We start from the raw sequence: 25,239 nt of genomic DNA, 5'->3' as shown, positions 1-25,239 counted from the left end.
CGTGGGAGCCTCGGCCATAAAGGATAGGCATTGTCCGATTTCTCTTCGCTGGGGCTCTCCCCGGCCATTCTCAAGTCGCTCGCACGCGCAAAATTCACCCAGCCGACCCCGATTCAGGAAAAGGCGATTCCGCTGGTTCTTGCGGGCCATGACGTGCTGGGCCTCGCCCAGACCGGCACCGGCAAGACGCTGGCATTCGGCCTGCCGCTCATCGACAAACTGATGGCGCAGCCGGGCAAACCTTCGCCCAAGACCTGCAAGGCGCTGATCCTCGCGCCGACCCGCGAACTGGTGAACCAGATCGCCGACAACCTCTCGGGGCTCGTTCAGGGTACCAAGATGAATGTCGCCACCGTCGTCGGCGGCCAGTCGATCAACCGTCAGATCACCATGATGCATCGCGGCAACGACATTCTCGTCGCGACCCCGGGCCGTCTGATCGACCTTATGGATCGCGGCGCGGTCGACCTGCGCTACACCCGCCATCTGGTGCTCGACGAGGCCGACCAGATGCTCGACCTCGGTTTCATCCACGCGCTTCGCAAGATCGCATCGCGCCTTGGCACCCCGCGCCAGACGCTGCTGTTCTCGGCCACGATGCCGAAGCAGATGGAGGAGATCTCGCAGGCCTACCTCACCGATCCGAAGCGTGTGCAGGTCTCGCCCCCCGGCAAGGCCGCCGACAAGATCACCCAATCGGTGCACTTCCTCGACAGCAAGGCCGAGAAGGCCCGCAAGCTGCGCGATATTCTCTCGGCCGACATGGGCGCGCTGACGCTCGTCTTCGCCCGCACCAAGCATGGCGCGGAAAAGCTGATGAAGAGCCTCCGCGCAGACGGCTACAACGCGGAATCGATCCACGGCAACAAATCACAAGGCCAGCGTGACCGCGCGATCAAGGGCTTCCGCGATGGCAAGGTCAACGTGCTGGTCGCGACCGATGTGGCCGCGCGCGGGATCGACATTCCGGGCGTGTCCTATGTCGTGAACTTCGACCTGCCGGACGTGCCGGATGCCTATGTCCACCGTATCGGGCGCACCGCGCGCGCCGGTCGCGAGGGCGAGGCGATTGCCTTCTGCTCGCCGGACGAGGCGGATAACTTCCTGCAGATCGAAAAGCTGATGAAGATCGAGATCCCGACCGCGAGCGGCGAACGCCCGTCCGAGGCCGTGCGCCCCTCCGCGCGCGCAGGTCGTGGCCGCGGTCGCAGCGGTCCGCGCTCCGGCGGCAACAAGGGTCGCGGCGGCAAGCCCCAGGACAAACCGCAGGGGCAGGGGCAAGGCCAGGGTCAAGCTCAGGCCCAAGCGCGCTCGAAACCGCGCGCGGAAGCCAAGCCCAAGGTCGACGCCGGCGGCAACGCTACGCCGAAGCGGCGTCGCCCGCGTCGGCGCAACGCAGGCGCTGCATGAAATTGACACCGGGCCGCATCGCAAGATGCGGCCCGTTTCAGTTCGACCGTCCGGTCTATGTGAGGCGCGTCCGAACGATCCAACCGAAACGCATCCACTGCCTTCACCTGCATCGCTTCAATGTGATGTCTAACGCCGCGGCGAAGCCGTTTGCAGAAAAATCGAAAACGCCCACTTTCGGAATGGAAACGTAGAAATTCGCCTTCCCGCCTGCCGCCTCGACTCGTTTTAGCGCGTTGATCGCAAGCTTGTCGGTCCGTTCATCCACCCAGGCATATTGTCCGGTCGAACGCAGACGGAATTTGCTCTGCCCGATGGTGATGGTCATTCCGCCAGAGCGCGGCAGCCGTCGGTCGGCATAAACGGACACCTCCGGTTGCCTCCCCGAATGCTTCGTAACCGCGACGTAGAGAAGCGAGCCATTCAGCAGAATGCGCCGATCATTCGCGGTCGCGACCCAGCAGGTCTTGATGGTTCCGTTTCTCTCTTCGAAAACGCTCCACTTCCCGACATTGCCGATGCTATCGGCGGCGTGGGATGGCGAGAGCGCACCGAGAGCAATCAGGGCGGCGCAGGAAAGTACTCTGAGAAGACGGCTCATGCGCGTTCCTCCGACCAACGCAATCTACCTCGCCCCATAAGGGCAAGGTAATGATAGCATAATTTTCGTTAGTTGGGCCGAGTTATGTGCCGGGGCGGCTAACGGGAGAACTGGTGTTCTCGCGGCTTGGAGGCTCACCCCACCTCCGCAAACACCTTCTTCAGCGCCCTCTCCAGCTTCTCGAACATCTCGTCCATCTGCGGCTCGGTCAGGATGAAAGGCGGACACAGCACCACCGATTGCCCGAGCGGTCGGCAGATCAGCCCCTGATCGGTGCAGGCATTGGCGATGCGTTCCGAGACCGAGAGCGACCCGTCGAAAGGCGTCTTGCTCTCGCGGTCCTTCACCGCTTCCAGCGCCCACATGTAGCCCACGCCGCGCAGTTCGCCGATATTGGGGTTTTGCGCGATCTGGGCGAGGCCCTCTTCCAGTCGCGGGCTCAGGCGGCGTACGTTCTCGGCCAGCCCCTCGTTCATCACCACGTCGATCGCTTTCAATGCGATCGCGCAACCGACCGGGTGGCCCGAGGCGGTGAATCCGTGAGGGAATTCCTCGATCGCCTCGGAGGCGGCTTGCAGGCGGGCTGACAGTTCCGGGCCGAGGATCACCGCACCCATCGGGAAGAACCCGGCGGTGAGGTTTTTCGACGAGATTATTGCGTCGGGCTGGAAGTCATAGGTTTCGCAGCCCCATGTGCTGCCGGTGCGCCCGAAGCCGCAGATCACCTCGTCCGAGATCAGCGGGATGTCGTATTTCTTGAGAATCTTCGCGACCGCCTGGAAATAGCCCTTCGGCGGCGTGATCACCCCGCCCGCGCCCATCACCGGCTCGGCGAAGAAGCCCGCGATCGTCTCCGCGCCTTCCTTGATGATCGTCGCTTCCAACTCGTTCGCGAGGCGCTGGGTGAATTGCTCCTCCGTCTCGCCCTCATGTCCCTCGCGCCAGTAATGCGGGCAGGTGAGATGCAGAAACCCCGGCAGCGGCAGGCCGAAGACCGAATTATAGGGCTTGCCCGTCATCGAGGCCGAGACCGCCGTGACCCCGTGATAGGCGTTCTTGCGGGTCAGGATCTTGCGCTTCTGCGGCTTGCCCTCGGCGGCGTGCAGGAACCACAGCATCTTGACCATCGTGTCATTCGCCTCGGAGCCGGAATTGGTGTAGAACACCTTGCCGTCGCCGAAAGGCGAGACCTCGATCAGCTTCTCGGACAGCATCACCGTCTGGTCCGACATCCGCCCGAAGAAAGCGTGATAGCCCGGGAAGCGCGCATATTGCGCCTGCGCCGCCGCGATCAGCCCGGGATGGTCGAACCCGGCGACCATGTTCCAGAGCCCGGAATTCGCATCGAGATATTTCCGCCCCTCGGTGTCGAAGATGTACGGCCCCTCGCCATGGGTCACGACGACCGCGCCCCGGTCATGGATCGTGGGCAGATCGGTGAAACCGTAGAAGCTATGCGCATCGGCGCGGGCCTGCCAGCTTTGGTCTTTCATCTCGCGACTCCTCCGGGATGGGCGATGGATGGAAGCGAGGCTATCCGCGGCGCGGTCGGCGTCAATGCTCTACGATGTCCCATGGTTGCGCGCGGCTTGCGCACCGGGGCGGGGCAGGGCAGTCTGCGCGGCAAGACTTATCGCCTCCCCGATCACGGAGCCTCCCATGCCCGCCGCCCATCCCCGCATCAGCCTCTGGGCGGTCGAGGTCTTCGTGGCCACGGCAGAGGAAGGCGCGACTACCGCCGCCGCGCGCCGCCTCGGCGTTTCGGCCTCGGCGGTCAGCCAGCAACTCGCAGGTCTGGAAAGCGCTTTGGGCGCGGAGCTTGTGGACCGTTCGGCCCGGCCGTTCGCGCTGACGGCTGCCGGGCGGGCCTTCCTGCCGCATGCCGAGGCGATGTTGGACGAATTGGCGCGGGGCCGCGCCGGGGTGGGCCAAGCCGATCCGGCGGGGCTCACGAGTTTCCGGCTGGGCATGATCGAGGATTTCGAGGCCGAGGTGACGCCGCTTCTGCTGGCGGGGATGGCGGATGAGCTCAGCACCTGCCGATTCGAGCTGGAAACCGGGCCGAGCCACCGCCTGCTGTCGAAGCTCGAAGCGCGCGGTCTGGATGTCGCCGTCGCCGCCGAGCCGCAGGGCGCCGCGCTCGACGGGATCGAGCTGCATCCGCTTCTGACGGAACCGTTCCTCGCCATCCATCCCGCCGATGCGCCTGCGCAGAGCGATCCGCCGCTGCCGCTGATCCACTATTCCCAGCGCACGCTGATGGGCCGACAGATCGCCACGCATCTCGCGCAAACGGGCAAGGCTCCGCCGCATCAACTGGAACTCGACAGCTACCCAGCGATCCTTGCGCTGGTCGCGGCGGGGCGGGGTTGGACGATCCTCACGCCTTCGGCGGTGCGCCATGCGCCGCGCGCGGGGCTGGCGCTCTCGCCGCTCGACGGGCCGCCTTTGACCCGGCGGATCGTGCTGGCGGCGCGCGACGGGATGATGGCGGATTGGCCTGCGAAAGTGGCGGGCCGACTGCGGACGCTGCTGCAAGAACGCGTGGTCGAACCGGCTCTGGCGGAAGCGCCGTGGCTGGAGGAGACGTTGCGGGTCGAGGCGGGCTAGGGCGGCTCAGCCGATCCCCAAACCGGCCAGCGCGGCAGCGAATTCCTCGCGCGGCAGCATCATCAGTGCCGGGCCGTCCATCACGATCCTCACGGAGCCCGTCGCGCGGTTCGAGGTGCCGACCCGCTCGGCGGGGGTAAAGCCGATCCCGTCGAGCGGCCAATGGAGCCCTTCCGAGCGCGCCTTTACCTCGCCGAAAGGAAACAGTGATACGCGCGTGCCTTCCGCCAGATCGAGCGAGAGCGACGGAGGGCAGCGGAAGATCACCTCCTCCTCAGCAAGCATCACCACCCGATGCGGCGTGCGGATCAGGTCGGTCATCGCGGCCAGCGTGTGATCCAGCCGCATCCCCGTGAAACCGAGCGCGAGGATGAACGGTGCCTCGATCCGTTGCAGGGACTTCGCGAAATCGGTGCTGTCCTGCTCGGCCACCTGATGGACGCGTGGGCCCAGCGATGCCCGTGCCGCATCCGACAGAGAATCCAGATCGCCGATCACCGCTTTCGGGGTCAGGCCCATCGCCAGCGCGCGATCTCCGCCACCATCGGCGGCCACGAGGCAGGGGGCGATTGTCAACGCTTCGTCAACATCCGCCTGTTTGATCGCGCCGGCGCCGAGAAGCGAAACCCCGGTTGACGAATGGACAATACTGCTAATCATGGATTGATTGATGACGATTGTGGCAAAGAAAGACAATCGAGACCGGTAAAAAACCTTTCAAATGCCTTCTTTCGTCCACGCGAAAGAACCAGTTGGACAGGAATGTCGACGCATTGAGGTCCAATAGAAAGCGAGTGGTCCATGGTTGGTGCGAGCAAGATCCTGACCGTATCCTACGGCACCTTTTCGTGCACCTTGGAAGGATTTGACGAGCCTTTCAACACGATGAAGGCGATTGCGGAGTATTTCCGCGATCTGGCCGCCGACGACCGGTATTTCGGCGCAGAGCCGCCCCAACCCGATGCGGAGATGCTTCACCGTATCGCGGAGCGGGAGATTCAGCGCCGGGTCGAGGCAAAAATTCAGGAAAACGGCGTCGTGCTGCGCCAGCAAGACACGCTCCTGGGTGGCGAGGCTGCAGCCGACGAGGCGCCCGCGCCCGCTCAGGAAGAGCCGCTTGTGACGTCGGAAGCGCCGCAAGAAGCCGCGCCTGCCGCCGAAACGCCCGCGCAGCCGGAGGTCGCCGAGACGCCCGAGCCGGTGGCAGCGCCCGAACCGGTCGCAGAGCAGCCCGAAGCCGAGGTTGCGGCGCAGCACGCCGAGCCCGAAGCAGGCTTCGCGCAGCCGGAAACCGTTGCCGCTAAGCTGCAGCGTATCCGCGAAGCCGTCGCCCGTGCTCGCGAGGTTCAGGCCGACAGCTTCTCCGAGGAAGACGAACCCGTTTCCGCCCCCGAGGCGCTTCTGGGCCGCTTCGAGGCTGAACCGTCGAGCGAAGCCGAGGATTTCGGCTACGACCTTGACATCTCCGGCCCGCTGAGCGCCGAGGAAATCGAACCCGAAGCCTCCGAGCCTTCGCAGCCCGACGCCGAGATGCCCGAAGAAGACGTGGCAGAAGAAGCGGCAGAGGTCGCGCTCGAACAGGCCGCGGAAGGCATCGAAGCGGCTGAAGCCGAAGAGTCCGTCGCCGAGCAGGATGAGGCTGACGCGGACGAAGACGAAGACGAGGAAGCCGACACGGACTTCAACACGAGCGACGATCAGATGCAGCGCCGTCAGGCGACCCGCCGCGCGCGCCGTTCGGCCAAGCGTGCCAAACGCATCGCGGCGCTCAAGGCCGCTGCGGACGAACTCGGCGCGACCGAAGAGACCGACGCCGATCAATCCGAGGACAGCGCCGAGGCGGCCTCGGCAGATGTCACCCTCGACACCGAAACGCCGGTCGACGCACCCGCCACGCCGCGCTTGCGTGCCCGCGTGATCAAGGTGCGCCGCCGCGAAACCATCGAGTCTGCGGAAGCAGCATCGGCCGCTACTGACGAGGGTTCGGAGCAGACCGAAGACGGTGCCACCGCCGAAGTTGCCACCACCGAAGTCCAGGAAGATCAGGCGACCCCGGCCGAGGCGCAGGTCGAAGCCGAGGCCGATGCGGCGCAAGAACAGCCTGAAGTCGCCGCAGAGGCCGAGCAGGAGGTGGAAACCGAGGCAGAGCTGGAAGCAGAAGCGGAGGATGACGACCTCGCCGCGCGACTGGCTGCGGAACTGGGCGACGCCTCGTCGGAGGCAGGCCCGGCGCCGAAGGCAGAGCAGCCACGCGCCCGGGACGATGCCGATCACGGCAGCCGTGTGCCTGGCGGCCTGTCGCCGGAAGCCGAAGCCGATCTCATGCGCGAGCTCGCGGCACTGCAGATGGAGAACCTCTTCACCGGGTCCGAGATCGAGACCGACGACGAGGCTCCGCAAGAGGCCGTCGCGCAGGGCGAAGTGGCCGAAGACGACGCGATGCCGGAAATCGACCTGTCCGAACTGGAAGACGAGTCGGTCGACGCCCCGCTGGTTCTGACGCAGGACGAGGCCGAGGCGCCCGAAGCGGAAACGCCTGAGGCACACATGGAGACCGCGTCGCTCGACGCGCAGGACGTGCTGGTTCTGGGCAACACGATCATCGAGGCCGAGGAAGCCGAGGTCGAGGCGATGTCGGAAGATGACGCCATGGCGGAAGCGGAGGAAGATACCCGCGCCGACACTTTCGCTGCCGAGGCATCGGAAGAAACCGAAGCCACCGGGACCGCAGACGCGGAAGACACGGAAGAAGCGCAGGCCCCGACCGAGGTTGCCGCGCGCGAGGTCGCGTCGCTTTCCGAAAGAGAGACCGACCGCGAAGCGGAGATGGATCGCCTCCTCGCCGAGGCCGACAAGCAGGCCGAAGGTGTCGAGACGCGCCGCCGCTTCTCCGCGATCGCGCATCTCAAGGCCGCCGTGGCTGCGACCGTCGCGGATCGTCTGGCCAAGGGGCAGGACACCGCGAAAGGCGGCGTCGAGGACGAGGACGGGTCCGAGCCCTATCGTGCCGACCTGACCCAAGCCGTGCGCCCGCGTCGCCCGGTCAGCTCGGGCGAGACGGGTTCGCGTCGCCCCGAACCAATGCGACCGGCGCCGCTGGTACTGGTCTCGGAACAGCGCGTCGATGCGGAAGAAGAAGCCGCCGATGAGCAGCCCGCGCCTCAGCCCACCGCCGCGATCCGCCCGCGCCGTGTCTCGGCAAGTCAGTTCGCCGCTGGCGGAGCGGACGAGGCCGAAGCCATGCCGATGAACCCCGAGCAGGCGACGAGCTTCGCCGAATTCGCCGAAAGCCTTGGTACGCAGGGTCTCTCCGATCTGCTGGAAGCCGCTGCGGCCTATACCTCGGCCGTCGAAGGGCGTCCGCATTTCTCGCCGCCGCAGATCATGCGCAAGCTGTCCTTCATGGACGATGCGGTTGATGTGCCGCGCGAGGAGCGGATGCGTGTCTTCGGGCGTCTGCTGCGTCAGGGCAAGATCACCAAGGTGAAGCGCGGCCAATACGCGATTACCGAAGCCTCGCGCTACTGGGACGAGGCGAAGATGGCCTCGGGGCAGTAACCCCGGCGAAAGATCAGAAAAGGGCGGTCCTTCGGGGCCGCCCTTTCTTATTGGATCAATAGAGCCGTGCGCGCAGGCATTGGATCAGCACGCGCGCGCCGGGGGCGATCAACTCGTCGGGAAAGTCGTAATCGGGATTGTGCAGGGCCGGGCGGTCGCCCGCGCCCAGAAGCGCCATCGCCGCGGGTCCGTGATCGGCAAAACGACCGAAATCCTCGGAGGCGCGCATCGGTAGATCGGTCTCGGTGGTCTCGATCCCCTCGGCCTGAAGCGCCCCCCGCAGGATGCCATTCGCTTCGGGGGCGTTTTCGCAATGGCGAAAGATATCATGATAGGTGATCTCGCGCTCCAGCCCGAGCGCATCGGCGGCGTCACGCACCATCGCCTCGGCCTTGTCGACTAGCCCCGCCATCCCCGCATCGCGCTGGGTGCGCAGGGTCGCCCAAAGCTCCGCCGCGCCGGGGGCGACGCCGAAGGCAGGCTCACCGAGCCGCGCATGGGTGACGGTGACGCGCGCGAAATCGGGATCGCTTTGGTGCAACGCGTTGCCGAGCGCCGTTAGATCGGTCAGCAGCCGGGCCAGTGCCGGGGCAGGGGAACGACCGCTTTCTGGTAACGAAGCATGAGCGGTCCAGCCGGTGAGCGTGATCTTCATGCCGCGCGAGGCGCAGTTCATTACCCCGTCCTGCAGCGCCGCCGTTCCGAGAGGGACACCCGGCATGTTGTGCAAGGCGAAGGACAGGTCGGGCGCGATCTCGACAAAGCGCGGATCGGCAATCACGGCTGCAGCCCCTGCGCCGGTCTCTTCGGCCGGTTGGAACAGCAAGACCGCGCGGCCACGGGCGGGACGATTGCGCGACAGCCAGCGTGCGACTCCCGCGAGAATCGCCATATGCCCGTCATGGCCGCACAGATGCCCTTTGCCGGGAAAGTTGGAGCGGTAGGGCGGGGCGCCGGTCTCATGGATCGGCAGCGCGTCCAGTTCGCAGCGCAAGAGGATTGTGGGTCCGGGCTCCGCGCCGTCGTAGATTGCGGCGACCCCGTGCCCGCCAAGCTCGGTCAGCGTCCGGTCGGGTGCGGTTGGCAGCAGCATCGCGACGACCCGCGCGGCGGTGTCGCGTTCCTCGCCCGAAAGCTCGGGATCCTGATGCAGACGATGCCGCCACGCGGTCAATTCCGTGATGTCGGAATTGGTTAGGCTATCGGGCGGGAGGGGGGAAGGCGCGCTGGTCATGAGGCTAACCTGCCCGTTTTCCGGCGCGCCCGCCAGAGGGTGTCACTCGCGCGGTGGATCATCCGGATCGTCCTTGCCGACACCTTTGAAAATCGGCTTGAGCGGCGCGATCCAAAGCAGGCCGAGCACGACATAGACGCAGAACTCCGCCCAGATCGGCAGCCGCCCCCAGCGCGCGCCCGCCCAGTTCACCACCGTGACGGCGACGACGACATAGGCGGGCAACCCCACGACGAGGGCCAGAAGCGAGAGGCGGCGACGGGCCTTGTAGCTCAGCGCCATTGGATCAATCCGCGAAGGGGTCGGTCACGAGGATCGTGTCGTCGCGCTCGGGCGAGGTCGAAAGCATCGCGACCGGGCAGTCGATCAGCTCCTCGATCCGGCGAACATATTTGATCGCGGCGGCCGGAAGATCGGCCCAGCTGCGCGCGCCTTCGGTCGATTCGGCCCAGCCTTCGATCTCTTCATAGACGGGGATGCAGCGCTTTTGCTCTTCCGCGGCGGTTGGCAGATAGTCGAGCTTCTCGCCATCGAGTTCGTAGCCGGTGCAGATTTTGATCGTTTCGAACCCGTCGAGCACGTCGAGCTTGGTCAGCGCGATGCCGTTCACGCCCGAGATCGCGCAGGTCTGACGCACTAGGGCCGCGTCGAACCAGCCGCAGCGACGCTTGCGGCCCGTGACGGTGCCGAATTCATGGCCGCGCGTGCCGAGGCGGTTGCCGTCCTCGTCGTCCAGCTCGGTCGGGAAGGGGCCTTCGCCTACACGGGTGGTGTAGGCCTTGACGATCCCGAGCACGAAATCGATCGCGCCCGGGCCCATGCCGGTGCCGGCCGCAGCCTGACCTGCAACCACGTTCGACGAAGTCACGAAGGGGTAAGTGCCGAAGTCGATATCCAACAGCGAGCCCTGGGCGCCTTCGAAGAGGATACGCTTGCCCTGCTTGCGCTGCTCGTTGAGCACTTTCCAGACGGGGGCCGCGTATTTGAGGATCTCGGGGGCGACTTCCTTGAGCTTGGCAATCAGCGCGTCGCGGTCGATCGCTTCGATACCGAGCCCCTTGCGCAACGGATCGTGGTGCTGCAGCGCGCGGTCGACGCGGGCCTCCAGCGTCGCGTCATCGGCGAGATCGGCCACGCGGACCGAACGGCGACCCACCTTGTCTTCGTAGGCCGGGCCGATACCGCGGCCGGTGGTGCCGATCTTGGTGCCTTTCGAGGCCGCTTCCTCGCGGGCGCGGTCGAGCTCGCCGTGAATCGGCAGGATCAGCGGGGTGTTCTCCGCGATCATCAGCGTCTCGGGGGTGATCTCCACCCCCTGGTCGCGGATCTTCTCGATCTCGGCGAGCAGGTGGAACGGGTCGAGCACGACGCCGTTGCCGATCACCGAGAGTTTGCCGCCCCGCACCACGCCCGAAGGCAGTGCGTTGAGCTTGTATACCTTGCCGTCGATCACGAGCGTATGGCCCGCGTTATGACCGCCCTGAAACCGCGCGATCACGTCCGCGCGCTCGCTGAGCCAGTCCACGATCTTGCCTTTCCCCTCGTCACCCCATTGGGCGCCGACGACGACGACATTGGCCATTGCTCTCTCCTTGGCAGGTGTAAAACCGCGCGAGGTATAGCGGCTGAGCGCGCGGGGCGAAAGACCGCATTTGCGAGAGGCGATCGCTCTATCCATACGCCGCGCGCAGGCGGGCAGCGCAGGAGCCTCCGGCGGGGATATTTGGGCCAATACGAAAGTCAAAGCGCGCGTGAAGGCCGGGCGTGGGCCGATTTGACCCCGCGAAAGCCGAAAATCCGCCTATGCGGCCTTGCGCCCTCAGCCTCATCCGCCTAGATAGGCGCGTCGCAAGAAAGAAGGCCCGGACCCGTTCATGGAAAACGTCGTTCTCTCGATCCACCTGATCCTCGCGCTGCTGCTGATTGGCGTGGTGCTCCTGCAACGCTCCGAAGGGGGTGGTCTCGGCATGGGGTCGTCCAACAGCTCCGGCGGTGGCGTAGGCGGGTTGATGACCGGTCGGCAGGCCGCCAATGCGCTGACCCGCGTGACCTGGGTTCTGGCCGCCGGCTTCTTCGCGACCTCGGTGACGCTGACGGTTCTGGCCGCGCAGAAAGCGGGCACCGGCTCGGTGGTCGACACCGCTGCGCCCCAGCAAAGCGCGCCGGCGGATACCGCGCCGGCCAATGACACGACCGGTTCGACGCCCTCGCTCGACGTGGTGATGCCGCCGCCTGCCAGCGGTTCGGACGCCTCGAGCGGCGGAAACGCGGGCGAAACCACGACGGATACGCAAAGCGGTCCGGTCACGCCGCCCGCCGCCAACTAAGCCGTCACTTCAGTCAACCATCGGTTCGCACCCACAAAAACTTGCGGGTGCGTCCTGTCCAAACTCAATAGCTTGCGGTCTGGTTGCGGGCAGGCCGCGAATCGTGTAAGCATTAAATCCCGTGATCCTGGCCCTCTTGGGGCAGGGAAACCATTCGAATTTCGCAGATCACGGGGGTCTTCATGGCACGTTATGTCTTCATTACCGGCGGCGTCGTCTCGTCGCTCGGAAAGGGTTTGGCATCCGCCGCCCTGGGGGCATTGCTGCAAGCACGCGGCTTTTCGGTTCGGCTGCGCAAGCTCGATCCCTATCTGAACGTTGATCCGGGCACGATGAGCCCGTTCGAGCATGGCGAGGTTTTCGTCACCGATGACGGGGCGGAGACCGATCTCGACCTTGGTCACTACGAACGATTCACCGGGGTGTCGGCCCGCAAGACCGACTCGATCTCCTCGGGGCGGATCTACACCAACGTTCTCGAGAAGGAGCGCCGCGGGGAGTATCTGGGCAAGACGATCCAGGTGATCCCGCACGTGACCAACGAGATCAAGGATTTCCTCGATGTCGGCGATGACGAGGTCGATTTCATGCTGTGCGAGATCGGCGGCACGGTGGGCGATATCGAAGGTCTACCCTTCTTCGAAGCGATCCGTCAGTTCAGCCAGGACCGACCGCGCGGTCAGGTGATCTTCATGCATCTCACGCTGCTGCCCTATCTGGCGGCGTCCGGCGAGCTGAAGACCAAGCCGACGCAGCACTCGGTCAAGGAACTGCGCTCTATCGGCCTCCAGCCCGACGTGCTGGTCTGCCGCTCGGAGCAGCCGATCCCCGACAAGGAGCGCGGCAAGATCGCGCTGTTCTGTAACGTGCGCCCCGAGGCGGTGATCCCCGCCTACGATCTCAAGTCGATCTACGAGGCGCCGCTGGCCTATCACCGCGTCGGTCTCGATCAGGCGGTGCTTGACGCGTTCGGCATCTCTCCCGCGCCGAAGCCGGAGCTGAGCCGCTGGGAAGACGTGATGGACCGTCTCGATCATGCCGAGGGCGAGGTGCGCGTCGCGATCGTGGGCAAATACGTTCAGCTCGAAGACGCCTACAAGTCGATCGCCGAGGCGCTGACCCATGGCGGGATGGCGAACCGGGTGCGCGTGAAGGCCGAATGGATCGACGCCGAGATTTTCGAGAACGAAGATCCGGCACCTTATCTGGAAAACTACCACGCGATCCTTGTGCCCGGTGGCTTCGGTGAGCGCGGCACCGAGGGCAAGATCCGCGCCGCCCAATTCGCGCGCGAAAAGGGCGTTCCTTACCTGGGCATCTGTCTGGGTATGCAGATGGCCGTCATCGAGGCCGCGCGGAACCTCGCGGGCGTCAATGATGCGGGCTCGGAAGAGTTCGATCACGAGGCGGGCAAGAAGCGCTTCACCCCGGTCGTCTATCACCTCAAGGAATGGGTGCAGGGCAACCACAGGGTCGAGCGCAAGGTCACCGACGACAAGGGCGGCACCATGCGCCTGGGCGCCTACACGGCGGCGCTGAAGGAGGGCTCGAAGGTCGCCGAGGTCTATGGCGCGACCGATATCGAGGAGCGTCACCGCCACCGCTATGAGGTCGACATCAAGTATCGCGAGCCGTTGGAGAAATGCGGGATGACCTTCTCCGGCATGTCGCCCGATGGCCGCCTGCCCGAGATCGTCGAGCACAAGGATCACCCGTGGTTCATCGGCGTGCAGTTCCATCCCGAGCTGAAATCGAAGCCCTTCGCTCCGCATCCGCTGTTCGCGGGCTTCATCAAGGCCGCGTTGGATCAGAGCCGGTTGGTGTGATCCCGGCTTCCCCCTGAAATCGAGAAAGCCGCGCCTATCCCTGCGCGGCTTTTTTCTTTTTCTTCTTGGAGGTTTTCGGTGCGGGTTTCCCGGTCTGACCGCCGCCGCGTGCGGGGTCGATATGCCGGGCCAGTTCGGTCGGATCGAGGCGGATCAGCGCCTGTATATAGCCCGAGGCCGCGTCGAGGAGTTCACACAAGGCCGCCGCCCGCGGGTCGGCGCTGCGGGCCTCGAGGGCGGATAGGTGATCACGTGCGGGGCCGATCACGCGACGTTCGCGCTCGGCCAGCATCAGCCGCGCCAGTTCCCACGGCTCGGTCGGGGCGACGAAGTAATCCTTGCGCGAGCCAGGGGACCGGGCCGCCTGCACGAGGCCCGCATCGCGCAATTCCTTCAACGCGGTCGAGACGTTGGAGCGCGACAACCCAAGCTGCGCCACCAGATCGTCGGCCGAGGGCGCTTGAGCCGCGCGCCAGATCGCGCCGAGGCAGCGGCCGGCGGGGCGGGAAAATCCGAAACGGGGGGCGAGTTCGGCGAAGGCTTCGGGCAGTTCGGTATCACTCATGCATTCATCCTCTGCCGCCTGTCTCCGCCGCCGGGTTACGCGCCGGGCCGGCGCGCCGCGGACAGTCCCGCGATCAGCGCGGCCTCTCCGTCGCCCAAAGTGACCTGCGCGCCCTGCGCTTGCAAGCCACGGGCGCAAATTTCCGACCAGCCGGGGGCGGAGGCGGAGGACAGCGCCAGCACGGTCTGGCCCAGCCACCACGGTTTCGCCGCGGCGAGTTCCGCGCCCAGCACGGCGCCGGCGGCGCGCGGGGTGTGGCGTCCAAGGCTGAGCGGGGCCAATTCGCGGGCGAGGCGTTCGGGGCGCGAAAGCGTATCGGCGAGAGCTGCGTCGAACCCGTCGCCGGCTTCGAGCGGTGCGCCGAGCGCGGCCAGCATCGCGGCGGAGCCTGCGCGCATCGCGCTGACGACTTCGCCCGCCGAGATATGCGCCCAGATCGCGCTTGCGCCGCAAATCCAGATCACGCCATCGAATTGCGGGATGCCTGCGAGGATACCGGCGATTCGGGCGGCCTCGGGGGCCGTGATCTCGGTGCCGTCGCTGTCTTGGATGAGGCCGGGCAGGGCGGGGTGGCTTTGCCCGCCGATCTCGGTTAGCGGCAGCGCTCCGTCGGGGCGAGGCGTGCAGGGAAGCGCGCGAAGGTCAGGGCCTGCAGTGGAGGCCGCCACGATGGCAGCAGCCCCTTCAGGCAAGAGCGGGCGCGCGGCGGGCCCGGTTTTGCGGTCGGTCACCGCCCCGTCCGACACACGTGCGGCGCGCCAGCGCCCGAATTCTTCCGTGAGTGCGATCCAATCAGCCATGGCGCATCAGATCGCATGGAGGTGGTGCGGGATCAACCCTGCGACAGGCAGGCGGTGATCGTGTCCGCCATTCCTTGCATCAGGTCCTCATAGAGACCGGGGCCATAGGTCAGCGCGGTGCCGGAAGGATCGAGCGACTTGCCGAGCCTCACCGGCGTCCCATCGACGAGGATTTCGACCATTTTCGGGTCGTGGTTCGCTTCAGGGAAGGCGCAGACGGCTTCCTTGGCCGACGCCTCTTCGCGCAGGCTCACCAGATGGGCGGCCCCCGGGGTGGAGGCATCGCTTGGGGAAAGCGCGCCTATGATGGTCAGGCCGTAATGATCGGCGAGATAGCCGTACGCCGCGTGATAGACGAGGAAAGGCTTGTCCGCGACCGGCGCGAACTCGGCCTTGAGCTTGGCGTCGAGCGTCTCGATCCGCGCTTGCGCGGCTTCAGCGTTGGCCGCGTAGGTCTCGGCATGTTCGGGATCGGCCTTGGAGAGGTCTTCGGCGATCAGACCGAGCCAGAGCTTCGCATTGTCGGGGTCAAGCCAAGCATGCGGATCGGTCATCTGGTCGACTTCGGCGTGGTCCCCATTCCCGGCCTCGGCGTGATCCGCGTCGGCGTCGACGCTGTGATCATGCGGGTCCGGCACCGAGAAGCTGCGCAGGGTCGTGCCGGGCGCGTGAAGCAATTCGACCGACTGGCCCTTCACTCCCACGCCGTCGATCGCGCGTTCGAGCCACGGCGTCAGCCGCGGGCCGACCCAGAAGACGAGGTCCGCGTCTTGCAGATCGCGCGCCTGGCTGGGCTTCAGTTGATAGTGATGCGCGTCGGAATTCTGGCCGAGCAGAACCTCCGGCTGCCCCAGATCGCCCATCACCTGCGCGACGAGTGACTGCACCGGCGGAACATCGGTCACGACACTGGGCGCCTCGGCTTGGGCGAGGGCGGGCAGTGCGGCAAGGGCGCTCACGAGAACGGGAAGGGTGGGGCGCATCTGATGTCTCCTGTCCAGCTTGATCTGAGGGGCGGAAAATGTATGTTATAAAATCACTCGTCAAGAAGAAATGTGATAAGGTAACATGCTCGTGGGTTCTTCGACCTCTTCCGCAAAGGCTTTCACGCCGCATGACCACAGCCGATGCGCCGGCGCGACGCTGGCGCGCGCCGAGGCTGTCGCCGCCGAAAAGGGCGCGCGGCTGACTCCTGTGCGTAAGCGTGCACTGGAAATACTGCTGGAAGAACATCGGGCTATGGGGGCCTACGAAGTGCTCGACCGGCTCGCGGCGGATGGGTACGGCAAGCAGCCGCCCGTCGCCTATCGCGCGCTGGAATTCCTTGTCGAGCACGGTCTCGCGCATCGCGTGCGTCGCCTCAACGCCTTCGCCGCCTGCATGAGCCCGGGCGAAAAACATGCGCCGGTTTTCCTGATCTGCCGCAACTGTGGCGAAGTCGCCGAGGCCGGCCCCGAAGAAGGGGCCGACGAGGTGCGTCACGCGTTGCAGGGCGCGGCCGAGCGGTTGAATTTCCATGTCGAGCGGGCCACCGTAGAGGCGCTGGGGCTCTGCCCCAACTGCGCCGCCGAGGAGGCGCAATGAGCGAGTTGATCACGGCGCAGGGTCTGAGCGTGCGCCATGGCGAGGTCGAGGTGCTTCACGGCGTCGACTTCACGATTTCCTCCGGCGAGATCGTTACCGTCGTCGGGCCCAACGGGTCGGGGAAATCGACGCTGATCCGCGCCCTGATTGGGTTGGAGCGTGCCGCGCGGGGCAAAGTGAACCGTGAGGCCGGGCTGCGGATCGGTTACGTCCCGCAAAAGCTGCATGTCGATGCGAGCCTGCCGCTGACCGTGCGCCGGTTCCTGTCGCTACCCAAGCGCGTCTCGAACGCCCGCGCCGAGGCCGCTTTGGAGCGCACCGGCGTCCCGCATCTCGGCGGGCGGCAGATTTCGCGGCTCTCGGGCGGGCAGTTTCAACGTGTGCTTCTGGCGCGCGCCCTGCTGTCCGAGCCGCAGATCCTGATCCTCGACGAGCCGACGCAGGGGCTCGACCAGCCCGGCACGGCGGGGTTCTACAAGCTGATCGAGGAGGTCCGTCAGGAAACCGGCTGCGCGGTGCTGATGGTCAGTCACGATCTGCACGTCGTGATGTCGGCCTCGGACAGGGTGATCTGCCTCAACGGCCATGTCTGCTGTCAGGGGACGCCGAAGGTGGTGGCCGAGGCGCCGGAATACCGCGCGCTATTCGGGATGGGCACGCAAGGGGCCTTCGCGCTCTATCAGCACAGCCACGATCATGGCGAACATGCGGATCACGCAACCTGCAGCCACGATCACGATCACGGCGACGACGCGGCGAAGGACGGCACTCAAACGCACGGGCAGGCGCATGTTTGACGATTTTCTTTTCCGCGCGGCATTGGCCGGGATCGGCCTGACCTTCGCGACCGGGCCTCTGGGCTCTTTCGTTGTGTGGCGGCGCATGGCCTATTTCGGCGATGCGACCGCCCATGCGGCGATCCTCGGCGTGGCACTTAGCTTCGCCTTCGGCATCTCGGTCTATCTCGGCACGCTTGGCGTGGCGCTGGCGATGGCGCTCACCGTCGCGCGGCTCTCGGGGCGCGGCCATGCGATGGACACGCTCTTGGGGGTGCTCGCCCATTCCGCGCTGGCCTTCGGCCTCGTCGCGGCGTCGCTGCAATCGGGGCTGCGGGTCGATCTGTCGGCTTGGCTGTTCGGCGACATACTCGCCGTGTCGCGCAGCGATCTGGCCGTGGTCTGGGGCGGGGCCGCAGTGGTCGCAGCGCTGCTGGCATGGCGCTGGCAGGGGCTGCTGACCGCGACGATTAATGACGAGCTGGCGATGTCTTCGGGGCTCGACCCGCGACGCGAGCAGATGGCATTGACCATCGCGCTGGCGCTGACCGTGGCGGTGGCGATCAAGATCGTCGGTGCGCTTCTGATCGCGGCGCTGTTGATCGTCCCGGCAGCTACGGCGCGGCAATTCGCGCGCGGGCCGGAGGCGATGGCGGCGGGCGCGACCGGGGTGGGGATCGCCTCGGTGCTGCTCGGGCTTTGGGGCTCGTTGCAGTTCGACACGCCTGCGGGTCCGTCGATCGTGGCGGCCTCCGCTGTGCTTTTCGTGCTGTCCCTGCCGCTGCGTCGCGCGCGCTAAGCCGCGCTGCCGCTTGCCAATTCCCGTCCCGCGCGGTGAGATGCGCGACAAAGGAGCCTCGATGGATCATCGCAGTTTCAAGACCCCGGCGCAGATTTTCGTCGACCTAGCGGCGGGCAACCCGCAGCGCCGCATGGCTTTCGATCCGGCGCAACGGCGCGCGGCGCTGCAGGCGCTCTCGCGCGCGATCCATGATTGCGAGGCGGAGATCCTCGCCGCGCTGGCGGAGGATTTCGCCAAGCCCGAGGCCGAAATTCGCCTGACCGAGATCCTGCCCGTTCAGGCGGAGATTTCGCACGCGTTGCGCAATCTGAAAACGTGGACGAAAGTGCGTCGGGTGCGCCCGACCCGTGCGATGTTGGGCACCCGCGCGCGGATCGTGCCGGAGCCGAAGGGCACCGCGCTGATCATCGCGCCGTGGAACTACCCGCTGGCGCTGTCGCTCGGGCCGCTGGTTTCGGCCATCGCGGCGGGCTGTGCCGCGATCGTCAAACCCTCAGAGCTGGCCCCGGCCAGCGCCGCCGTGATCGCGCAGATCGTCGACGAGGCGCTACCTGCCGATCTCGTGCGTGTGGTGCAGGGCGGGGTCGAGGTCAGTCAGGAACTGCTAGAGCAACCTTTCGATCATATTTTCTTCACCGGCTCGCCGCGGGTGGGCAAGATCGTGATGGCGGCGGCGGCGAAGCATCTCACCTCCGTGACGCTGGAGCTGGGCGGCAAATCCCCGGTCATCGTCGGCCCCGGCGCCGACCTGAAAAAGGCCGCGCGGATGATCGCCTGGGGCAAGTTCGCGAATGCCGGTCAGACCTGCATCGCCCCCGATCACGTCTATGTCGCCAAGCAGATCGAAGCCCCGTTCCTGGCCGAGCTGAAAGCCGCGATTGCGCGGATGTATGGCAAGACGGAAGAGGCGCAGGCGGCCACGCGCGATCTCGCGCGGATCATCAACCCGGATCATTTCGCCCGGCTCATGGGCATGATCGAGAGCGCGCAGTCAGCGGGCGCAAAGGCGCTGACCGGCGCAACCGGTGAGGCGCAGAGCCGCTATATCGCGCCGACCGTCCTGATGGGCACCGATCCGTCGATGACGGTCGAGCAGGAGGAGATTTTCGGTCCCGTCCTGCCGGTCATTCCCTTCGACGATGCGGTGGATGTGGTGACGCGGATCGAGGCCGGGCCGAAGCCGCTCGCCCTTTACATCTTCGAGCGCGACCGCGGCTTGATCGACCGATTGCGCCGCGCAACCAGTTCCGGCGCGGTGGGCATCAATGTCGCGCTGGTTCATTACCTGCACCAGAACCTGCCCTTCGGCGGGATCGGCAATTCGGGCGTGGGTGCGGCGCATGGCCATTGGGGCTTCGAGGCATTCACTCATCTCAAACCCGTGCTCGAGAACCGTTTCGCGCCGCTTGCGATGCTGATGCCGCCCTATCGCAGCGGACGCATGGCGAAGCTCGCCCAGAAATTTCTGCGCTAAGGCTGACTGCGGATTTCACGCGTGATCGCGTTCCGCCACAAGCCCGTGTAATCGCTCCGGTTGGCGAGATCGCGCCCTAGTTGAACTCCTGTGATCAATAAGAAACAGGGGATTCACCAATGGCATCAACCGAAACGATGGCGGGAGGAGGCAAGCTGCGGCGGGACGCCGGGGTCATCGGGCTGCTCTTCGCCTCCACGACGTCGATGATCGGCTCGGGCTGGCTCTTCGGGGCCTATCACGCCTCGAAAATCGCTGGGCCGCTCTCGGTCTGGTCCTGGGTGGTCGGGGCGGCGATCATCATGCTGATCGCGCTGTGCTTCGCCGAACTCTCCACGATGTTCTCCAAATCCGGCGCGCTGGTCCATATGAGCCACGCGAGCCACGGTGCGACCTTGGGCAGGCTCTGGGGCTGGATGCTGTTTCTCAGCTATGCGCCGGTGCCTGCGGTCGAGGCCGAGGGGATCGTGACCTATGCGAACAATTACCTGCCCTATTTTCTGCGCGGAGACGGGACGGGCACGCTGACGCTGGTGGGCTTCATCACCTCCGCGCTTCTTCTGAGCGTTCTGGCGCTGCTGAACTTGCTGGCGATCAAGGCGCTGCTGAAGGTTAACAATACGGTGACGTGGTGGAAGATCGCGGTGCCTCTGATCACCGTGGTCGGCCTGATCGCGGCTTCGTCCCATTGGGGCGTCTGGCATGCGGCTCCGGGCACCTACAAGGCGCAAGGCATGTTCACCGCGATTCCGGCCGCAGGGATCGTGTTCTCGTTCCTCGGCTTCCGCACGGCGATCGACTTGGGCGGCGAGAGCGCCAATCCCGGCCGCAATATCCCGATGGCGGTGATCGGCTCGGTCATTCTTGCCGCGATCGTCTATATCCTGCTGCAAGTGGCCTTCATCATGGCCCTCTCGAAGGGCGATCTGGCGAATGGCTGGTCGTCTCTGAGCTTCAAAGGTTCCGCGGGTCCCTTCGCCGGTCTCGCCGCGACGCTCGGCATGGGCTGGCTGGCGCTGCTCCTCTACGTGGACGCCTATATCTCGCCCGGCGGGACGGGGCTGATCTACGTCACTGGCGGCTCGCGCATCCTCTATGCCGTGGGAGATACCGATAGCGGGCCGAGCGCGCTGACGCATACCACCCGTCACGGCGTGCCGTGGCTGGCGGTTGCGGTGATGTGGGCCGTGGGCGTTTTCTTCCTGCTGCCCTTCCCGGCGTGGCAATTGCTGGTGGGCTATATCAGCTCGATCACGGTTCTGACTTATGGCCTTGGTCCGATCGTGCTGATGGTGCTGCGCCGTTCGCAGCCCGATGCCGAGCGTGCGTTCCGTCTGAAAGGGGCGGAGTTCCTTGCACCACTGGCCTTCATTGCCTCGAACCTCGTGATCTACTGGACCGGGTTCTACACCGACTCGATCCTGTTCGGGATGCTGCTCGTGGGCTTCGCCATCTACGCGCTCGTCTTCCACGCCGTGCAGAAGAAATCCGCCTCCGAGTTCGGCTGGCGCCATATCGGCTGGCTCGCGCTGTGGTTCGGCGGGCTCTGGATCATCACCGCGCTCGGCACTTCGGATCACGCGCTGGGTGTGCTGAACTTCTGGGGTGGGATGGCCCTCGTCGCGGTGTGGTCGCTGGTCGTGATCTGGTTCGCGCTGCGCGCGGCACTTCCGGCGGAAGAAACCGGCGCGCTGATGGAGCGGATCCAGCGCGGCAACTGAGCCGGTCCGAGAGGCCAAAAAGGCGCGCGAGAAAATCTCGCGCGCCTTTTCTTATTTGCGTTTCCCCTTCCAGCGGCGATGAATCCAGAGCCATTGCTCCATGTGCTTGAGGATCATCTCCTCCAGCCCGTCATTGAGGGTCTGGGTCATCGTTTCGGGGTCGGTATGTGGTACGGGCTTGTCAGCATAGATCCTGAAGCTGAGCCCGTCGGGCTGGCGGATCGCGTAGATCGGCACCAGATCGGCCTTCATCTTCAGCGCCATTTCCGCCGCAGACAGAGGTGTGAAGGCGGGCAGGCCGAAGAAGCTCAATTCCGCGCCCTTGCTGAAATGCTGATCGAAGCCGAAGGCGACCATCCCGCCATCGCGCAAGAACTTTATCATGTCGCCCAACCCCCGGCGCGAACGCGAGAACAGCGGCTCGGCGATGGCGGAAATGGTCGAAACATATTGTTCGTTGAAGAGCGGGTTGTTCATCGGGCGGTAGATCGCGCCGACCCGGTAGCCGCGCCCTGCAAGCGCCGCGCGCCACGCGTCGTAATTGCCGAAATGGCCCGCAGCCAGAACGACCGGACGCCCCTCGCGATGGGCGGCTTCCAGCGTCTCGGCCCCGGGGCCTTCGATGGGCAGATCGCGCACGCGGGCCACGAATTCTTCGCCGGAATAGATCTCCGCCAACATGCGGCCCAGATTGTCGGGCATCTCGCGCTGCAGCCGCTTGATCTCGTCCTCGGACAGATCAGGACAGGCGATCGCCAGATTCTCGCGGATTTTGCGGGTGAAGCCAAGGACCGGCGCGAGCCGCGCCACCATCCGCCCCGCCGCCGGGATGCGCCGCTCGTAGGGTAGCCGCTGGACCAGCCGCATCACCGCCACGAAAAGGGCATTCGAGACGCGGTCGGACAAGGTGGGTTCGCGGTACTTCATCGTGTCGGGTGTCAGGCTCTGGCTTGGCGCGCAGCTCGGCGCTCACGCGACCAGACATAGAGGCCAGCCCCCACGATCACAAGCGCCCCGGCGATCGTGAACCCGTCGGGAAACTGTCCGAACATCAGCCAGCCCCAGAAGGACGCGAACAGCAGACCCGAATAGCCGAACGGTGCCAGCGTCGAGGCCTCGGCCAGCGCGAAGGCGCGGATCAGCAGAAATTGCGAGAGGCTACCCGCAAGCCCGAGGCCGAGGAAAACCCAAAGATCGGAGAGCGCGATCGGCTGCCATATGAAGGGCAGGGCGAGCGAGGAAAGCGCAAGCCCGGTATAGGCGGACCAGAGCTGCGAGGTGGCCGCGCTATCGCCGCGCAGGTAGCGCGTCAGCAGCACCGCGCCCGCGAAGCTGAAGGCGGCGAGTAGCGCCAACAGTGCTGCCGGATGAAAGCCCGCGAAACCCGGGCGCAGGATGATCATCGCGCCGATGAACGCGGCCGCGATGCCGAAGATGCGGTGTGGGCCCAGCCGCTCGCCCAGAAACAGGGCGGCGCCGAGCGTCACGATCACGGGGTTCAGATCGCCAAGCGCGGTCGCGGTGGCCAGCGGGACATGTTTCAGCGCGTAGAAGAACGAAACGATCGCACCCATCTGGAACAAGGCCCGGCCCAGTTGGAACTTCGGCTGTGCGCTGCGAAGCCTGCGCGGCAGGCTGCCGCGATAGATGACCGCCAGCACGGCGGCATTCACCGCGAAGCGCGCCCAGACGATCAGAAGCGGGTGGTAACCTTGCCCGAGAAGTTTCGCAAAAGCGTCCATCAGAGTCAGCATCGAGAACGCGCCGAGCATCAGCGCGATCCCCATCCCGGGGCGATCGCCCTCGGGAAGCAAAGAGGGGGCCACGCCGGGCCCCCTCGCTGTCGCTTTCAACCCGGGCAGAGCCATCAGAGGAGGCTCTTGACCTTCTCGGCCACGGCCTCGGGGGTGATCCCGAACTTCTCGTAAAGCTCGCCTGCCGGGGCGGAGGCGCCGAAGCCCTCCATGCCCACGAAGCCGGCTTTCGCCTCGCGGCCACGCTCGCCCAGAAGCCAGCGGTCCCACGGCTGGCGCACGGCGGCCTCGACCGCCACGCGGACCGAGTTCGGCGGCAGCACGCGCTTGCGGTAGGCCTCGTCCTGCTCGGCGAACAGCTCCATGCAGGGCATCGAGACGACACGGGTACCGATCGCTTCCTTCTGCAGCATCTCGCGAGCTTTCAGCGCGATTTCCACTTCCGAGCCGGTCGCCATCAGGATCACCTGACGCTTGCCATCGGCTTCGGCCAGAACATAGGCGCCGCGCGCGGTGAGGTTCTGCGGCTTGTACTCGGTGCGCAGCGTCGGCAGACCCTGACGCGACAGCGCCAGAACCGAGGGCGTGCCCTCCTGGTTCATCGCGATTTCCCACGCCTCGGCGGTCTCGATGACATCGGCGGGGCGGAAGGTCAGCGTGTTCGGCGTCGCGCGGCAAATCGCGAGATGCTCGACCGGCTGGTGCGTCGGGCCATCTTCGCCCAGACCGATCGAGTCATGGGTCATGACATAGACGGTCGGCACTTTCATGAGAGCCGAGAGACGCATCGCGCCGCGCGCGTAGTCGGTGAAGCAGAAGAACGTGCCGCCATAAGGGCGCACGCCGCCATGCAGCCACTGACCGTTCATCGCGGCGGCCATGCCATGCTCGCGGATGCCGTAGTGGATGTAGCGACCCTTGCGGTTCTCCGCGTTGAAGACCGTCATGTCCTTCGACTTCGTGAGGTTCGAGCCGGTGAGGTCGGCCGAGCCGCCGATGGTCTCGGGGCAGGCGGCGTTGATCACGCCCAGAACCATTTCGGACGCCTTGCGGGTCGCGACCTTCGGTTTGGCCTCGGCCTGTTCCTTCTTGAACTTGCGGATCGCGCCGGTCAGCTTCTTCGAGACGCCGCCTTCCATGATGCGCGTGAACTCGGCCTGCTTGGCCGCCGAGAGCTTGCCGAAGCGCTCCTCCCATTCGGCGCGCTCTGCTGCGCCGCGGGTGCCGATCGCTTCCCATTGCGACTTCACGTCGGCGGGGATTTCGAACGGGCCGTGATCCCAACCGTAGATCGACTTGGTGCGCGCGATCTCCTCGTCGCCCAGCGGCGAGCCGTGGGCGGAGTAGCTGTCGGCCTTGGTGGGGGCGCCGAAGCCGATGATGGTCTTGCAGTCGACCAGAACCGGACCCTTGGCTTGCTTCGCCTTGGTCAGCGCCTCGTCGATGGCAACCGGATCGTGGCCGTCACAGGCGAAGACAGTCCAGCCCGACGCCTCGAAGCGCTTGCGCTGGTCGGTCTTGTCCGACATCGACACGCGGCCGTCGATAGTGATGTCGTTGTTGTCCCACAGCACGATCAGGTTCGACAGTTCCTGCATCCCGGCAAGGCCGATGGCCTCCTGACTGATGCCTTCCATCAGGCAGCCGTCGCCTGCGATGACCCAGGTCCGGTGATCGACGAGCTTCTTGCCCCATTGCGCGCGCAACGCCTCTTCGGCGATGGCCATGCCGACCGAGGTCGCGAGGCCCTGGCCGAGCGGCCCGGTGGTGGTTTCCACCGCGTCGAGCAGGAAATTCTCGGGGTGGCCCGCGGTCAGCGCGCCCGACTGGCGGAAGTTCTTGATCTGGTCGAGCGTGACCTGCTCATCGCCGCAGAGATAGAGCAGCGAATAGATCAGCATCGAGCCGTGGCCGGCCGAAAGGATGAAGCGGTCGCGGTCAGCCCATTTCGGGTTCTTCACGTCGAATTTCAGGTGGTTCTGGAACAGAACGGTCGCCACGTCGGCCATACCCATCGGCATGCCGGGGTGACCGGAATTGGCGGCCTGCACCGCATCCATCGCCAATGCGCGGATCGCGGAGGCAAGTTTCCAATGCTCAGGATGGGCGGCGCGCAGCTCTTCGATTTCCATGAAACGTCCTTTCGCGGGGCAGCAGTTGGATGGGTCCGCGCCCCTGATAGCAGGGATCGGCCCAA

22 protein-coding genes are annotated in these 25,239 nt (G+C 65.7%); 10 read left to right on the top strand and 12 right to left on the bottom strand.

The window, feature by feature from the left end; all coding sequences use genetic code 11:
* Positions 1 to 30 precede the first annotated feature (30 nt).
* The gene (locus B6V74_RS02770; RefSeq protein ID WP_088721897.1) at positions 31 to 1,410 is read left to right on the top strand and encodes a DEAD/DEAH box helicase; all 1,380 of its coding nucleotides are present in this window, start codon (positions 31 to 33) and stop codon (positions 1,408 to 1,410) included.
* Between the two features lie 103 nt (positions 1,411 to 1,513).
* On the opposite strand, the gene B6V74_RS02765 is transcribed toward B6V74_RS02770, so the two are convergent.
* Both B6V74_RS02765 and B6V74_RS02760 read right to left on the bottom strand, forming a co-directional pair.
* Positions 1,514 to 2,011: a hypothetical protein gene (locus B6V74_RS02765; RefSeq protein WP_075776102.1), complete on the bottom strand. Its 498-nt coding sequence runs from the start codon at positions 2,009 to 2,011 to the stop codon at positions 1,514 to 1,516.
* Between the two features lie 134 nt (positions 2,012 to 2,145).
* A complete protein-coding gene (locus B6V74_RS02760; RefSeq protein ID WP_088721896.1) occupies positions 2,146 to 3,504 on the bottom strand; it encodes an aminotransferase in 1,359 nt (452 codons plus the stop codon).
* 166 nt (positions 3,505 to 3,670) lie between these two features.
* Here B6V74_RS02760 and B6V74_RS02755 point away from each other — a divergent pair, with 166 nt between their 5' ends.
* On the top strand, positions 3,671 to 4,621 hold the full coding sequence (locus B6V74_RS02755) for a LysR family transcriptional regulator (protein ID WP_075776100.1): 951 nt from the start codon (positions 3,671 to 3,673) through the stop codon (positions 4,619 to 4,621).
* A gap of 6 nt (positions 4,622 to 4,627) precedes the next feature.
* Here B6V74_RS02755 and B6V74_RS02750 read toward each other — a convergent pair whose 3' ends face one another.
* Positions 4,628 to 5,281, bottom strand: coding sequence for a thiamine diphosphokinase (locus B6V74_RS02750; RefSeq protein WP_088722176.1), 654 nt, complete (start codon positions 5,279 to 5,281; stop codon positions 4,628 to 4,630).
* 141 nt (positions 5,282 to 5,422) lie between these two features.
* Between B6V74_RS02750 and B6V74_RS02745 the strand changes: the two genes are divergently transcribed.
* Positions 5,423 to 8,179, top strand: a complete 2,757-nt coding sequence (locus B6V74_RS02745; RefSeq protein ID WP_088721895.1) for a hypothetical protein — start codon at positions 5,423 to 5,425, stop codon at positions 8,177 to 8,179.
* Positions 8,180 to 8,234: 55 nt separating this feature from the next.
* On the opposite strand, the gene B6V74_RS02740 is transcribed toward B6V74_RS02745, so the two are convergent.
* From B6V74_RS02740 to B6V74_RS02730, 3 genes are read right to left on the bottom strand one after another with little or no spacing between them, the layout of a single operon-like run.
* A complete protein-coding gene (locus tag B6V74_RS02740; protein ID WP_088721894.1) occupies positions 8,235 to 9,413 on the bottom strand; it encodes an amidohydrolase in 1,179 nt (392 codons plus the stop codon).
* Between the two features lie 42 nt (positions 9,414 to 9,455).
* Complete coding sequence (locus B6V74_RS02735) at positions 9,456 to 9,695, bottom strand: DUF2842 domain-containing protein (RefSeq protein ID WP_088721893.1); 240 nt, start codon at positions 9,693 to 9,695, stop codon at positions 9,456 to 9,458.
* A gap of 4 nt (positions 9,696 to 9,699) precedes the next feature.
* Positions 9,700 to 10,995 carry an adenylosuccinate synthase gene (locus B6V74_RS02730; RefSeq protein ID WP_075776096.1) on the bottom strand — a complete coding sequence of 432 codons (1,296 nt, stop codon included), beginning with the start codon at positions 10,993 to 10,995 and terminating at the stop codon, positions 9,700 to 9,702.
* Between the two features lie 292 nt (positions 10,996 to 11,287).
* On the opposite strand from B6V74_RS02730, the gene secG reads away from it, so the two are divergent.
* Together secG and B6V74_RS02720 are read left to right on the top strand one after the other, a co-directional pair.
* A complete protein-coding gene (secG, locus tag B6V74_RS02725) occupies positions 11,288 to 11,740 on the top strand; it encodes a preprotein translocase subunit SecG (RefSeq protein ID WP_088721892.1) in 453 nt (150 codons plus the stop codon).
* A gap of 182 nt (positions 11,741 to 11,922) precedes the next feature.
* Positions 11,923 to 13,566: a CTP synthase gene (locus B6V74_RS02720; RefSeq protein WP_075776094.1), complete on the top strand. Its 1,644-nt coding sequence runs from the start codon at positions 11,923 to 11,925 to the stop codon at positions 13,564 to 13,566.
* Between the two features lie 34 nt (positions 13,567 to 13,600).
* On the opposite strand, the gene B6V74_RS02715 is transcribed toward B6V74_RS02720, so the two are convergent.
* The 3 genes from B6V74_RS02715 to B6V74_RS02705 are packed head-to-tail and all read right to left on the bottom strand — an operon-like array spanning position 13,601 to position 15,914.
* Positions 13,601 to 14,131, bottom strand: a complete 531-nt coding sequence (locus B6V74_RS02715; RefSeq protein ID WP_075776093.1) for a MarR family transcriptional regulator — start codon at positions 14,129 to 14,131, stop codon at positions 13,601 to 13,603.
* 35 nt (positions 14,132 to 14,166) lie between these two features.
* Entirely contained in the window at positions 14,167 to 14,931 is a 765-nt protein-coding gene (locus B6V74_RS02710; protein ID WP_088721891.1) for a 2-dehydro-3-deoxygalactonokinase, read from the bottom strand.
* Positions 14,932 to 14,963: 32 nt separating this feature from the next.
* The gene (locus tag B6V74_RS02705; protein WP_088721890.1) at positions 14,964 to 15,914 is read right to left on the bottom strand and encodes a zinc ABC transporter substrate-binding protein; all 951 of its coding nucleotides are present in this window, start codon (positions 15,912 to 15,914) and stop codon (positions 14,964 to 14,966) included.
* An 85-nt stretch (positions 15,915 to 15,999) separates the two neighbouring features.
* Here B6V74_RS02705 and B6V74_RS02700 point away from each other — a divergent pair, with 85 nt between their 5' ends.
* From B6V74_RS02700 to B6V74_RS02680, 5 genes are all read left to right on the top strand, one after another.
* Positions 16,000 to 16,515, top strand: a complete 516-nt coding sequence (locus B6V74_RS02700) for a Fur family transcriptional regulator (RefSeq protein WP_088719023.1) — start codon at positions 16,000 to 16,002, stop codon at positions 16,513 to 16,515.
* On the top strand, positions 16,512 to 17,312 hold the full coding sequence (locus B6V74_RS02695; RefSeq protein ID WP_088721889.1) for a metal ABC transporter ATP-binding protein: 801 nt from the start codon (positions 16,512 to 16,514) through the stop codon (positions 17,310 to 17,312). The genes B6V74_RS02700 and B6V74_RS02695 overlap by 4 nt, the downstream gene beginning before the upstream one ends.
* The gene (locus B6V74_RS02690; protein WP_075776088.1) at positions 17,305 to 18,090 is read left to right on the top strand and encodes a metal ABC transporter permease; all 786 of its coding nucleotides are present in this window, start codon (positions 17,305 to 17,307) and stop codon (positions 18,088 to 18,090) included. Before B6V74_RS02695 ends, B6V74_RS02690 begins: the two co-directional genes overlap by 8 nt.
* 61 nt (positions 18,091 to 18,151) lie before the next feature.
* The gene (locus tag B6V74_RS02685) at positions 18,152 to 19,567 is read left to right on the top strand and encodes an aldehyde dehydrogenase family protein (protein WP_075776087.1); all 1,416 of its coding nucleotides are present in this window, start codon (positions 18,152 to 18,154) and stop codon (positions 19,565 to 19,567) included.
* Positions 19,568 to 19,686: 119 nt separating this feature from the next.
* The gene (locus B6V74_RS02680; RefSeq protein WP_088719020.1) at positions 19,687 to 21,288 is read left to right on the top strand and encodes an APC family permease; all 1,602 of its coding nucleotides are present in this window, start codon (positions 19,687 to 19,689) and stop codon (positions 21,286 to 21,288) included.
* Positions 21,289 to 21,339: 51 nt separating this feature from the next.
* On the opposite strand, the gene B6V74_RS02675 is transcribed toward B6V74_RS02680, so the two are convergent.
* From B6V74_RS02675 to tkt, 3 genes are read right to left on the bottom strand one after another with little or no spacing between them, the layout of a single operon-like run.
* Positions 21,340 to 22,215: a lysophospholipid acyltransferase family protein gene (locus B6V74_RS02675; RefSeq protein ID WP_075776085.1), complete on the bottom strand. Its 876-nt coding sequence runs from the start codon at positions 22,213 to 22,215 to the stop codon at positions 21,340 to 21,342.
* 11 nt (positions 22,216 to 22,226) lie between these two features.
* Positions 22,227 to 23,114, bottom strand: a complete 888-nt coding sequence (locus tag B6V74_RS02670) for a DMT family transporter (RefSeq protein ID WP_158275080.1) — start codon at positions 23,112 to 23,114, stop codon at positions 22,227 to 22,229.
* 41 nt (positions 23,115 to 23,155) lie between these two features.
* Complete coding sequence (gene tkt / locus B6V74_RS02665) at positions 23,156 to 25,174, bottom strand: transketolase (RefSeq protein ID WP_088721888.1); 2,019 nt, start codon at positions 25,172 to 25,174, stop codon at positions 23,156 to 23,158.
* Between the last annotated feature and the right edge of the window lie 65 nt (positions 25,175 to 25,239).

The organism is Thioclava sp. F42-5, from assembly GCF_002213195.1.
In the GTDB taxonomy this organism is placed as follows: Bacteria; Pseudomonadota; Alphaproteobacteria; order Rhodobacterales; family Rhodobacteraceae; genus Thioclava; species Thioclava nitratireducens.
Note: the sequence above shows the minus strand (reverse complement) of the source record. Positions and strands in the feature narration are given on the sequence as shown.

Bases quoted from the DNA above. Each gene is read 5' to 3' on its own strand.
- B6V74_RS02680 (WP_088719020.1), top strand. From the start codon at position 19,687: ATGGCATCAACCGAAACGATGGCGGGAGGAGGCAAGCTGCGGCGGGAC.
- B6V74_RS02675 (WP_075776085.1), bottom strand. From the start codon at position 22,215: ATGAAGTACCGCGAACCCACCTTGTCCGACCGCGTCTCGAATGCCCTT.
- B6V74_RS02695 (WP_088721889.1), top strand. From the start codon at position 16,512: ATGAGCGAGTTGATCACGGCGCAGGGTCTGAGCGTGCGCCATGGCGAG.
- B6V74_RS02715 (WP_075776093.1), bottom strand. From the start codon at position 14,131: ATGAGTGATACCGAACTGCCCGAAGCCTTCGCCGAACTCGCCCCCCGT.
- B6V74_RS02720 (WP_075776094.1), top strand. From the start codon at position 11,923: ATGGCACGTTATGTCTTCATTACCGGCGGCGTCGTCTCGTCGCTCGGA.
- B6V74_RS02685 (WP_075776087.1), top strand. From the start codon at position 18,152: ATGGATCATCGCAGTTTCAAGACCCCGGCGCAGATTTTCGTCGACCTA.
- B6V74_RS02755 (WP_075776100.1), top strand. From the start codon at position 3,671: ATGCCCGCCGCCCATCCCCGCATCAGCCTCTGGGCGGTCGAGGTCTTC.
- B6V74_RS02745 (WP_088721895.1), top strand. From the start codon at position 5,423: ATGGTTGGTGCGAGCAAGATCCTGACCGTATCCTACGGCACCTTTTCG.
- B6V74_RS02760 (WP_088721896.1), bottom strand. From the start codon at position 3,504: ATGAAAGACCAAAGCTGGCAGGCCCGCGCCGATGCGCATAGCTTCTAC.
- B6V74_RS02740 (WP_088721894.1), bottom strand. From the start codon at position 9,413: ATGACCAGCGCGCCTTCCCCCCTCCCGCCCGATAGCCTAACCAATTCC.
- B6V74_RS02750 (WP_088722176.1), bottom strand. From the start codon at position 5,281: ATGATTAGCAGTATTGTCCATTCGTCAACCGGGGTTTCGCTTCTCGGC.
- B6V74_RS02705 (WP_088721890.1), bottom strand. From the start codon at position 15,914: ATGCGCCCCACCCTTCCCGTTCTCGTGAGCGCCCTTGCCGCACTGCCC.
- B6V74_RS02735 (WP_088721893.1), bottom strand. From the start codon at position 9,695: ATGGCGCTGAGCTACAAGGCCCGTCGCCGCCTCTCGCTTCTGGCCCTC.
- B6V74_RS02700 (WP_088719023.1), top strand. From the start codon at position 16,000: ATGCTCGTGGGTTCTTCGACCTCTTCCGCAAAGGCTTTCACGCCGCAT.
- B6V74_RS02730 (WP_075776096.1), bottom strand. From the start codon at position 10,995: ATGGCCAATGTCGTCGTCGTCGGCGCCCAATGGGGTGACGAGGGGAAA.
- B6V74_RS02690 (WP_075776088.1), top strand. From the start codon at position 17,305: ATGTTTGACGATTTTCTTTTCCGCGCGGCATTGGCCGGGATCGGCCTG.
- B6V74_RS02710 (WP_088721891.1), bottom strand. From the start codon at position 14,931: ATGGCTGATTGGATCGCACTCACGGAAGAATTCGGGCGCTGGCGCGCC.
- B6V74_RS02765 (WP_075776102.1), bottom strand. From the start codon at position 2,011: ATGAGCCGTCTTCTCAGAGTACTTTCCTGCGCCGCCCTGATTGCTCTC.
- tkt (WP_088721888.1), bottom strand. From the start codon at position 25,174: ATGGAAATCGAAGAGCTGCGCGCCGCCCATCCTGAGCATTGGAAACTT.
- secG (WP_088721892.1), top strand. From the start codon at position 11,288: ATGGAAAACGTCGTTCTCTCGATCCACCTGATCCTCGCGCTGCTGCTG.